This is a genomic window from Proteus myxofaciens ATCC 19692, from assembly GCF_001654855.1.
Taxonomy (GTDB): domain Bacteria; phylum Pseudomonadota; class Gammaproteobacteria; order Enterobacterales; family Enterobacteriaceae; genus Proteus; species Proteus myxofaciens.
Genome location: NZ_LXEN01000045.1, coordinates 1 through 9,896 on the forward strand (window position 1 = coordinate 1; position 9,896 = coordinate 9,896).

The window sequence follows — 9,896 nt, forward strand, 5'->3', positions numbered from 1 at the left end:
AATTTTTTTTTCGTTTGTTGTTAAATTAATCGAAGTGCTTATTTTTTGTGACTTTTTAGCCATTTTGGCAGGTCAGCTAGGCTATCAAGAACAAAATCTGCACACTCTTCTGCATCTTTTGTTACCTCTTTACCCGTACGAACGAGAATTTTATGTCCAATACCCGCTGTTTTTGCCGCTAACATATCTTCTTTTTTATCGCCAATCATATAAGAAGAAGCCATATCGATATTTAATTGTGCTTTGGCATCCATAAACATACCAGTCGCCGGTTTACGACAATCACACTTTTGTTTATATTCAGTGACAGTGGCTTCAGGATGATGAGGACAATAATAAATCCCATCTAATTCAACACCCCTATCAGCTAAGGACCAATCCATCCATTCTGTAAGATGTAAAAATTGGTCTTCACTATAATAGCCTCTACCGATACCGGATTGATTTGTTACAATCACTAAAGCGTAGCCCATTGCTTTTAACTCAGCCATAGCTTCAATTACGCCATCGATAAACTCAAAATTATCAATTTCAGATACGTAGCCATGGTCAACATTAATTGTGCCATCGCGATCAAGAAAAATCGCAGATATACCCTTACTCACAGCATTACTCCATTTAGATATTTGCACTTAGTATCGCATGTTTTTTCTTATATAGAGAATGGTATCCATCTATTTCTTTCATTATTACTCATCTATTCTTTTTTATTGACTTAGCCGTCTAGACGCCTTAACATCTATTTTAACTCGGGCAGAATAGTCTTTATGTCCCATATTCTACTTATATAAAGAACAACATGATTAAACTGACGAATATAAATAAAGTATTTAAGCAGGGAGAACGCTCAATACAAGCGTTATCAAATATTAACCTGCATGTGCCTCAAGGGCAGATTTTTGGTGTTATAGGGTCGTCAGGAGCGGGTAAAAGCACACTAATACGTTGTGTTAATATGTTAGAAAAACCAACTTCAGGAGAGGTTTTTGTTGATGGTAGAGATTTAACTAGACTCTCTGATAAAGAACTTACAAAAGCACGCCGTGGCATTGGCATGATTTTCCAGCATTTTAATCTGCTCTCATCAAGAACAGTTTTTGATAATATAGCGTTGCCCTTAGAGCTTGATAGTACGCCACGAAGTGAAATCAATAAACGTGTAAACGAATTACTTGAATTAGTCGGTTTATCAGATAAAAAAGAGTATTACCCAGCTAATTTATCAGGTGGACAGAAACAGCGAGTTGCTATCGCAAGAGCACTTGCTAATTCACCAAATGTATTATTATGTGATGAAGCAACAAGCGCGCTTGATCCTGCAACAACGCGGTCTATTTTAGAATTATTAAAAGATATTAACCGCCGTTTAGGATTAACTATTTTACTGATTACACATGAAATGGATGTTGTTAAACGTATTTGTGATCAAGTTGCCGTTATCAGTGGGGGTGAATTAGTCGAAAGTGATGCGGTAAGTGAAGTATTCTCTCACCCTAAAACACCTATATCACAGGCATTTATTCAATCTACACTTCAATTGGATATCCCTGATGATTACCAAGAACGTTTAAAACCAGAATGGGAAGAAAATTTATGCCCATTACTGAAGCTTGAATTTAATGGCTTATCAGTTGATGCACCATTGATGTCAATTGTTGCTCGTCGTTTTGATGCAGATATTAATATTTTAAGTTCTCAAATGGATTATGCTGGCGGTGTAAAATTTGGTGTGATGTTAGCTGAATTACATGGTCAAAATGGTAATACGGAAAAAGCAATTGCGTTTTTAGAAGAGCATCATGTGAAAGTAGAGGTTCTCGGTTATGTCTGAAGGAATGATTTATTTATTAATTAGTGGGATCTGGGAAACTCTCGTCATGACTTTTGTCTCTGGTTTTTTCGGTTTTGTTATCGGATTACCATTAGGCGTATTACTTTATGTCACAAGACCAGGTCAAATTAGCGCGAATAAACCTACTTATAGCATCATTTCAGCTTTAGTGAATGTTTTTAGAGCGATTCCATTTATTATTTTATTAGTATGGATGATCCCATTCACTCGTATGGTTGTTGGTACATCAATTGGCTTACAAGCGGCAATTGTTCCTTTAACCGTCGGTGCCGCACCTTTTATTGCGCGCATGGTTGAAAATACATTATTAGAGATCCCTCAAGGACTGATAGAAGCATCACGTTCTATGGGTGCAACGCCAATGCAGATAATTAAAAAGGTACTTTTGCCAGAATCTTTGCCTGGATTAATTAATGCTGCAACAATTACCTTAATCACACTTGTCGGTTATTCAGCAATGGGTGGTGCAGTAGGTGCCGGTGGCTTAGGACAAATTGGTTATCAGTATGGCTACGTCGGCTATAATGCAACAGTAATGAATACAGTGATTGTACTACTAGTTATTCTTGTTTTTATCATTCAGTTTATTGGCGATCGCCTTGTTAAGCTGACAACACATAAATAAATATTATTGAAGGTTTCATTAGTTAATTGAAACCTTTTATTAAAATGGATCAGATAAGGGTAAATTTATGTCATTGAAATTCAAATCTCTTGCAGTAGTGAGCGCACTAGTTGGTGCATTAGCATTAGCGGGTTGTGGTGAAAAAGAAAAAGATCCAAATCATATTCGTGTTGGTGTTATTTCTGGTTCAGAGCAACAAGTTGCAGAAGTGGCTAAACAAGTCGCTAAAGATAAATATGGTCTTGATGTTGAGCTTGTTACTTTCAATGACTTTGTCATGCCAAATGAATCACTCAGCCGTGGTGATATCGATCTTAATGCGTTCCAACATAAACCTTATTTAGACCAGCAAATCAAAGATCGTAATTTTAAAATTACTGCGGTAGGTAATACCTTTATTTATCCAATTGCAGGTTATTCTAAAAAGATTACTAATCTAGCAGATTTGCCTGATGAAGCTCAGGTTGCAATTCCTAATGATCCAACTAACTTAGGTCGTTCATTACTTCTCTTAGAAAAAGTAGGATTAATTAAATTAAAAGATGGCGTTGGTTTATTACCAACTAAATTAGATATCGTTGAAAATCCTAAAAAGCTGCAATTAGTTGAGTTAGAAGCACCACAATTACCTCGCTCTTTAGATGATCAAAAAATTTATTTAGCCGTAATTAATACAACATATGCAAGCCAGGTAGGATTAACACCAGCCAAAGATGGTATTTTTGTTGAAGATAAAGATTCTCCATATGTAAATATCATTGTTGCTCGTGAAAATAATAAAGATGATGAGAATGTGAAAAAATTTATCCAAGCTTATCAAACTGATGAAGTTGATAGTGCTGCCAATAAAATCTTTAATGGTGGTGCGGTGAAAGGTTGGTAATAAGTAAATCATCAATTAATTATAAAAAAGGCGGACATTTGTTCGCCTTTCTCTTTTTTACTTTGCTAATTTGCATTAAATTAGAGCCGATTAATTTTTTGTATAAAATAGTAAAGAGGACATACTCATGCACATGCGCTTGCTCTTTATTGGCATCATAGCGCTGTTTATAACGGGCTGCTCAACAAAACAATCATCAGATGTTGATCAGTCTAAATTTACGGATATGCGTTTAAATAAGCCAGGACAACCATCAAAACCGAAACAACCGACACTACCATCAGTGCGTATTGTTGAAAAAACAGAGGATCTATTAGGCGCTCCTTTTAAGGATTTAGGTGTTGTTGCCGGTGAATCATGTAGACAAACGTTACAAGATCCACCAGCCAGCCTCCCTGTTGCAAAAAAAAGAATGGCAACAAAAGCGGCATATAAAAATGCAAATGCAGTATTACTGCATGAATGCCAGATTGTCACCGGTCTTGGTTGTTATCAAACCGCAATTTGTGAAGGTTCTGCACTGTTAATTACGCAATGAATACCTATCAAATCACGCCTATAGGACATGTTATCAGTCCTTATAAAGAAAAATTTGCGGTACCTCGCCAACCTGGACTTATCCAGGATGGCGATGGTCAACTGGTTCTTTACTCACCTTATAATCATGTTGATACTGTTCGGGGTTTAGAACAATTTAGTCATCTTTGGTTATTATTTATATTTCATCAAACAGCACAACATGGCTGGCATCCTTTAGTTCGACCTCCTAGATTAGGAGGCAATGAGAAAATGGGTGTATTTGCCACACGTTCAACCTTTCGCCCTAATCCAATAGGCATGTCATTAGTTGAATTAAAAGGAATAAAGACAAAAGAAAATGCTGTTATTCTTGAATTAGGTAGTCTTGACCTTGTTGATAACACGCCAATTATCGATATTAAACCTTATCTTCCTTTCGCTGAATCTCGTCCTGATGCAATAGCTGGTTTTGCCCAACATGCTCCAGAAACAGAAATGGCGGTTTTCTTCTCAGCACAAGCAACTGAACAATTACAACATTATTCTACTCAATACCCTTATCTTTCACGTTTTATCACCCAAGTTTTACAACAAGATCCGCGTCCTGCTTATAAAAAAGCGACACAAAGTGATAGAGTATATGCAGTGCATTTATTGGAATTTAACGTACGCTGGCAAGTTAATGGGCAACAAACCTATGTTATTAGCATAGAGCCAATATAATTTGCTGTAATCTTCACTAATATTGTTATTATGAATTATTGAAGATGAATACAAATCTTCGCGTCTTTCAATAAATCAGGTTAAAAATAAGCTTGCCTCTTTTGGCAAACCTAAGTCACTGGTAGACTAAAGACTTTCACTATTTATAATGATATAGACTGGCCTGACAGTCAGCCTAAGTATTCTTGTTCTAATGGAACCTAATAATGCGTACTAGCCACTACTTGCTCTCTACATTAAAAGAGACACCTGCTGATGCAGAAATTGTCAGCCACCAACTTATGCTTCGCGCAGGCATGATCCGTAAACTCGCTTCTGGTCTGTATGACTGGATGCCGACAGGTGTTCGTGTTCTAAGAAAAATTGAAAAAATTGTTCGTGAAGAAATGGACAATGCTGGCTCACTTGAAATTTCAATGCCGGTAGTACAACCTGCTGATTTATGGCTTGAAAGTGGCCGTTGGGAGCAATATGGCCCAGAATTACTGCGTTTTGCAGACAGAGGCGAGCGCCCTTTCGTTTTAGGCCCAACACATGAAGAAGTGGTGACTGATATTGTTCGTAATGAGATAACCTCTTACAAACAACTTCCTTTGAATTTATATCAAATTCAAACTAAATTCCGCGATGAGGTGCGTCCTCGTTTTGGTGTAATGCGCTCTCGTGAATTTGTGATGAAAGATGCTTACTCTTTCCATATTTCTCAAGAGTCGTTACAAGAAACTTACGACAGAATGTTTGAAGCCTATAGCAAAATTTTCACCCGTATTGGCTTAGATTTCCGTCCTGTATTGGCAGATACGGGCTCAATTGGCGGTAACGCGTCTCATGAATTCCAAGTATTAGCGCAAAGTGGTGAAGACGATATCGTATTCTCTACAGAATCTGATTACGCTGCGAACATTGAATTAGCTGAAGCTGTCATACCTGATACATCTCGTGCTGCAGCAACAGAAGAACTACGTTTAGTTGATACACCAAATGCAAAAACGATTGCTGAATTAGTTGAACAATTCAATCTACCTATTGAAAAAACAGTTAAAACATTAATTGTTCATGCAACCGAAGACAGTGGTCATCGCCTAGTTGCATTATTAGTACGTGGCGATCATGAACTAAATGAAATTAAAGCTGAAAAATGCGCTATCGTTGCATCTCCTGTTGTTTTTGCAACAGAAGCTGAAATTCGTGAAGTAGTTAATGCAGGCCCTGGTTCATTAGGCCCTGTAAACCTTCCATTACCAGTAATTATCGACCGCGCTGTTTCAGTCATGAGTGACTTTGGCGCAGGTGCAAATATTGATGGTAAACACTATTTTGGTATTAATTGGGAACGTGATTTACCTATTGCTGAAGTTGCTGATATCCGTAATGTTGTTAATGGTGATCCTAGTCCTGATGGCAAAGGAACTCTTCTTATCAAACGCGGTATTGAAGTTGGGCATATTTTCCAACTAGGAACAAAATATTCCGAAGCACTCAAAGCAACTGTCCAAAATGAAGAAGGCCATAATCAAATTGTCACCATGGGTTGCTATGGTATTGGTATCACTCGTATTGTTGCTGCTGCAATTGAACAAAATCACGATGCTCGCGGTATCATTTGGCCTGATGCAATCGCACCTTTCCAAGTTGCGATTTTACCTATGAACATGCATCGCTCTTATCGTGTAAAAGAAGTCGCAGACAAGCTTTATGATGAATTACGCGCTAATGGTATTGATGTTCTTTTTGATGATCGTAAAGAACGCCCAGGTGTCATGTTTGCTGATATGGAACTGATTGGTATTCCTCATACGATTGTTATTGGTGATCGTAATCTTGATAATAATCAGATTGAATATAAAGCACGTCGTAGTGATGACAAATCACTTATTAACTTGGATGAAGTCGTTGCTTTTATCAAAGAACAACTAGCTTAATCGCGACCCCGCTTTAAATAACAAAAAACCGCAATTTTAAATAGTTGCGGTTTTTTTATGCTTATTTATTAATAAACTGTGTGCTATTAGTTTTTAGTGCGATGTGTTTCACATGTACCATGACTATCAAAGCGAGGTTTATCTGTAACAACTAAAGCACGATTATATTGACCATCTTCCATTGATGGACGCAGGCTATAATAACCATTCACTTCAAGATAAACGGGTTTACCACCTTCAACGCCTGTAGAGAAATAACCTTTTTCTAGTGTGATATCATCAGCCGCATAAACTCGCCCTGATTGGCAATCTTTAAATGTTCCTGCATCAGCAAAATAAGTGAATTCACCTGCAAGCCGCTGAGGTTGAACTTTAGCTAACGTATAATTCAATTCTGAATTAATAACATTACCATCAATATCAAGCATTACTAGTCTATCTTCTTTTGGGAGATAATAGCTTTTCTCACCATAACTATTTGTTAGGGTGAGTTTATCTTGTCCTAAAACCCAAGTACCTGATTCAAAGAAACTACGATTATCATCTGAAGTCCCTTGATAGCTTTGCTCCATGATATAAGAGCCATCTCGGCTTACTAGAATAGTGGTATCAATACCAGAGCAATCTGCACATGGCAAAATGCTATTATAAGTTTGGTCTACAATTTTACCATCGAGTGACAGGCCAATATTATTTTGGCAACCTGACACAACAAATAATCCCGCTGCAATTGCAGCAAATAAAAATTTCTTCCCCATCATTTAACTCCCTATGTTATGGGTACTTTCTACTTAATCGTTCTCTTGCTAATTCTAGCATTATTAAATATAAAAGGTGTCAATAAAACACGCTTTAAGATAAATACACCTTAAACCATGTGTTATTTTAGAATAATTATCACAATAGCTATTGTGATCACATTGAATAACCGCATAATGATTTTATTCTGAATTATTCACTGGCGGCTACACCGCCACTAACGAGTGGTGAGGGAATATGTCAACAAATACAGAATATCAACCAATTAACTGTGATGATTATGAACATTTGGAGTTAGCATGCCTGCACGCCATGCATCTTCATATTGAATTACATAGTGGTGAGTTTATTGATGGCGTTGCAAATGATCTCTTTTTAAGTAAAAAAGTTGAATATTTGAAAATAAAGACGCCTGAAGGTTCACAAGAGTTACGACTGGATATCATTGCTAGCGTTTCAAATCCAGAACTTGGAACCATCGTTATTAAATCTGAATAATAAAATCATAGAACAACCGCCATATGCGGTTGTTCTCTAAACTCACTCTTGCCACTCAATCATTATCTTATTTTCAGTTGTTGATTTTCCCTCAACTGTTACAAAAGTATTAACAGCAGCAATTAACGTATCATTATAATAAATCAGCGGTATACGCGTTCTACGCCAAGGTGGAATATCAAGTTCTTGCCATATTTTTTTACTGTGCCTTGCATGCTCTCGCCCTACAATTCTTAATGAATCCTGGGTTAAACCAAAACGAATCGTCACTTTTTCATTATCATATGGTGCTCTAACTACCATGTTATCTTTTTCACCTAAAGATAACGTACCCAAACCTGTAGGTAGTATCAAAGGTTCAGATAGTGACCAAGTTAAAATACAATTGGTAGGTTCGCTGATGATAGGAACAAAATACAGCCTTTGCTTGTAACGCCTTATTTCATCATCAAAAAAGCGTAACCTAGGATTTGCATCCTCTTTGGCTAAAGCAACTTCTTGCCATAAACGTGAAATATGTTGTTTTGATGGCATTATTTTATTGTGTTGAGCAAACCAACGTCTTAGCAGTGCGTTACGTTTTATTTCACTGCACATAGCTAGCTGAGCAATATCGATACTTTTGGCTTTATCAATTAAAACATTTAATTCAGATTCAAGTAATTCATCTAATAATGCTTCTTGCTCACCACAAAGAGTGGCACTTCGTGTTACTGCTTGAGAAAAGTGAGGCCAGCGTTCTGTTAATAAAGGTAGAATATGCAAACGTAGGAAATTACGATCATAACGTGCATTTTGATTACTATCGTCCTCTACCCAGCTTATTTTTTGCTGATGTGCATACTCTTCAATATGTTTTCGAGTAATATTAAGTAGAGGTCGTATCAGATAATTATTATTAAATACCATTTTGATAGGCATAGATGATAAACCAGCAGGACCACTTCCGCGTTTTAATGCCAATAAAAATGTTTCAGCTTGGTCATCTTGATGTTGCGCTGTCACTAATATTTGTTGAGGTTGTAAGTGCTGATGAAATGCTCGATAACGCGCTTCTCTTGCACTATTTTCTATTCCACCTTCTTTACTATTCACGATAACTTTTTCACTAATAAAATCAACGTTCCACTGTTCACAACATTGTTGACAATGTACCGACCAAGCATCAGCTTTATCATTTAAACCATGATGAATATAAATCGCAGTTAATTCTAATGGTAAATGATATATATCGCGTAATTGTACCAATCCATGTAACAGTACTGTCGAATCAACACCGCCACTAAATCCCACTAGAATTTGAGTATAGTTGCCTATTTGGTGTTTAATTTCGTTAAGAAGAGAAGAGATGAATTCCATAGCGTTATCGTTATCAGTAAATATTAGTCACGCTATATTAAGCTTTTTTATCTAATTTTGCACGAACCCCCTAAATATTAAAATATAAAATTATAGTATTATTTTATGATATTCAATTTTAATAAATTATCTTATTTTTAATAATAATTAACACAATGATATATAAAATAAAAAGCGAAATACTAAGAAATAATTCGCTTTTTATAATCATATTTATATTATAAATATATTATGCTGTAAAACCACCATCCACTAAATAAGATGCACCTGTCACAAATGATGCAGCGTCACTTGCTAAAAATACAACAACATTGGCGATTTCTTCAGGAGTACCTAATCTTCCCATTGGATGTAATTTTGCCAATTCTTCAAGCTCAAGACCTCGTTCTTCTAAAAGCGGTGTAGTAACATATCCAGGGCATACGGCATTAACTCTAATACCTTTTTTTGCATAATCGAGTGCTAATGTTTGTGTCAGTAATTTTATTCCACCTTTAGATGCACAATAAGCAGGAAATGCATGTTGTCCGACAAATGAGCAAATAGAGCTACAATTCACAATCGAGCCTGTACTGTTATGTTGTAGCCAGTATTTAATAACAGCGCGATTAATTAAAAAGATCCCATTAAGATTAATATCTAATAATGTTTTCCATCTTTCATAATCTAATTTATCAGCAACATCATCATTAAGAACACCTGCATTTGCAAATAAGAAATCAATTTTGCCATATTTTTTTACTGTATTTTGAATAA

General features: G+C 36.3%; 11 protein-coding genes. 7 read left to right on the forward strand and 4 right to left on the reverse strand.

Annotated elements, in window-relative coordinates; genetic code table 11:
- Positions 1 to 38 precede the first annotated feature (38 nt).
- Positions 39 to 605, reverse strand: coding sequence for a D-glycero-beta-D-manno-heptose 1,7-bisphosphate 7-phosphatase (gmhB, locus tag M983_RS05400; RefSeq protein WP_066748247.1), 567 nt, complete (start codon positions 603 to 605; stop codon positions 39 to 41).
- 194 nt (positions 606 to 799) lie between these two features.
- Here gmhB and metN point away from each other — a divergent pair, with 194 nt between their 5' ends.
- The 6 genes from metN to proS all read left to right on the forward strand — a co-directional run bounded on the left by metN (position 800) and on the right by proS (position 6,524).
- Positions 800 to 1,831, forward strand: coding sequence for a methionine ABC transporter ATP-binding protein MetN (gene metN, locus M983_RS05405; protein ID WP_066748250.1), 1,032 nt, complete (start codon positions 800 to 802; stop codon positions 1,829 to 1,831).
- Positions 1,824 to 2,477, forward strand: coding sequence for a methionine ABC transporter permease MetI (locus M983_RS05410; RefSeq protein WP_066748253.1), 654 nt, complete (start codon positions 1,824 to 1,826; stop codon positions 2,475 to 2,477). The genes metN and M983_RS05410 overlap by 8 nt, the downstream gene beginning before the upstream one ends.
- A 67-nt stretch (positions 2,478 to 2,544) precedes the next feature.
- Positions 2,545 to 3,360, forward strand: coding sequence for a MetQ/NlpA family lipoprotein (locus M983_RS05415; RefSeq protein WP_066748256.1), 816 nt, complete (start codon positions 2,545 to 2,547; stop codon positions 3,358 to 3,360).
- Positions 3,361 to 3,487: 127 nt separating this feature from the next.
- The gene (gene rcsF, locus M983_RS05420) at positions 3,488 to 3,898 is read left to right on the forward strand and encodes an Rcs stress response system protein RcsF (protein WP_083954555.1); all 411 of its coding nucleotides are present in this window, start codon (positions 3,488 to 3,490) and stop codon (positions 3,896 to 3,898) included.
- Positions 3,895 to 4,602 (forward strand): tRNA (N6-threonylcarbamoyladenosine(37)-N6)-methyltransferase TrmO, encoded by a 708-nt coding sequence (tsaA, locus tag M983_RS05425; protein WP_066748259.1) that lies wholly within the window; start codon positions 3,895 to 3,897, stop codon positions 4,600 to 4,602. Before rcsF ends, tsaA begins: the two co-directional genes overlap by 4 nt.
- Positions 4,603 to 4,808: 206 nt before the next feature.
- Positions 4,809 to 6,524 carry a proline--tRNA ligase gene (gene proS / locus M983_RS05430; protein WP_066748261.1) on the forward strand — a complete coding sequence of 572 codons (1,716 nt, stop codon included), beginning with the start codon at positions 4,809 to 4,811 and terminating at the stop codon, positions 6,522 to 6,524.
- Between the two features lie 86 nt (positions 6,525 to 6,610).
- Here proS and nlpE read toward each other — a convergent pair whose 3' ends face one another.
- On the reverse strand, positions 6,611 to 7,285 hold the full coding sequence (gene nlpE, locus M983_RS05435) for an envelope stress response activation lipoprotein NlpE (protein ID WP_083954556.1): 675 nt from the start codon (positions 7,283 to 7,285) through the stop codon (positions 6,611 to 6,613).
- A 235-nt stretch (positions 7,286 to 7,520) separates the two neighbouring features.
- Here nlpE and M983_RS05440 point away from each other — a divergent pair, with 235 nt between their 5' ends.
- A complete protein-coding gene (locus M983_RS05440) occupies positions 7,521 to 7,781 on the forward strand; it encodes a Rho-binding antiterminator (protein WP_066748265.1) in 261 nt (86 codons plus the stop codon).
- A 42-nt stretch (positions 7,782 to 7,823) separates the two neighbouring features.
- Here the strand turns inward: M983_RS05440 and tilS are convergent, their stop codons facing one another.
- Together tilS and M983_RS05450 are read right to left on the reverse strand one after the other, a co-directional pair.
- Entirely contained in the window at positions 7,824 to 9,140 is a 1,317-nt protein-coding gene (gene tilS, locus M983_RS05445) for a tRNA lysidine(34) synthetase TilS (protein ID WP_066748267.1), read from the reverse strand.
- 229 nt (positions 9,141 to 9,369) lie between these two features.
- A partial coding sequence (locus M983_RS05450; protein ID WP_066748270.1) for an SDR family NAD(P)-dependent oxidoreductase occupies positions 9,370 to 9,896 on the reverse strand: 527 nt, incomplete at its 5' end.

Excerpts from the sequence above, each read along its gene's own strand:
- metN (WP_066748250.1), top strand. The coding sequence starts at position 800 with ATGATTAAACTGACGAATATAAATAAAGTATTTAAGCAGGGAGAACGC.
- M983_RS05410 (WP_066748253.1), top strand. The coding sequence starts at position 1,824 with ATGTCTGAAGGAATGATTTATTTATTAATTAGTGGGATCTGGGAAACT.
- M983_RS05415 (WP_066748256.1), top strand. The coding sequence starts at position 2,545 with ATGTCATTGAAATTCAAATCTCTTGCAGTAGTGAGCGCACTAGTTGGT.
- rcsF (WP_083954555.1), top strand. The coding sequence starts at position 3,488 with ATGCACATGCGCTTGCTCTTTATTGGCATCATAGCGCTGTTTATAACG.
- tsaA (WP_066748259.1), top strand. The coding sequence starts at position 3,895 with ATGAATACCTATCAAATCACGCCTATAGGACATGTTATCAGTCCTTAT.
- proS (WP_066748261.1), top strand. The coding sequence starts at position 4,809 with ATGCGTACTAGCCACTACTTGCTCTCTACATTAAAAGAGACACCTGCT.
- nlpE (WP_083954556.1), bottom strand. The coding sequence starts at position 7,285 with ATGATGGGGAAGAAATTTTTATTTGCTGCAATTGCAGCGGGATTATTT.
- M983_RS05440 (WP_066748265.1), top strand. The coding sequence starts at position 7,521 with ATGTCAACAAATACAGAATATCAACCAATTAACTGTGATGATTATGAA.
- tilS (WP_066748267.1), bottom strand. The coding sequence starts at position 9,140 with ATGGAATTCATCTCTTCTCTTCTTAACGAAATTAAACACCAAATAGGC.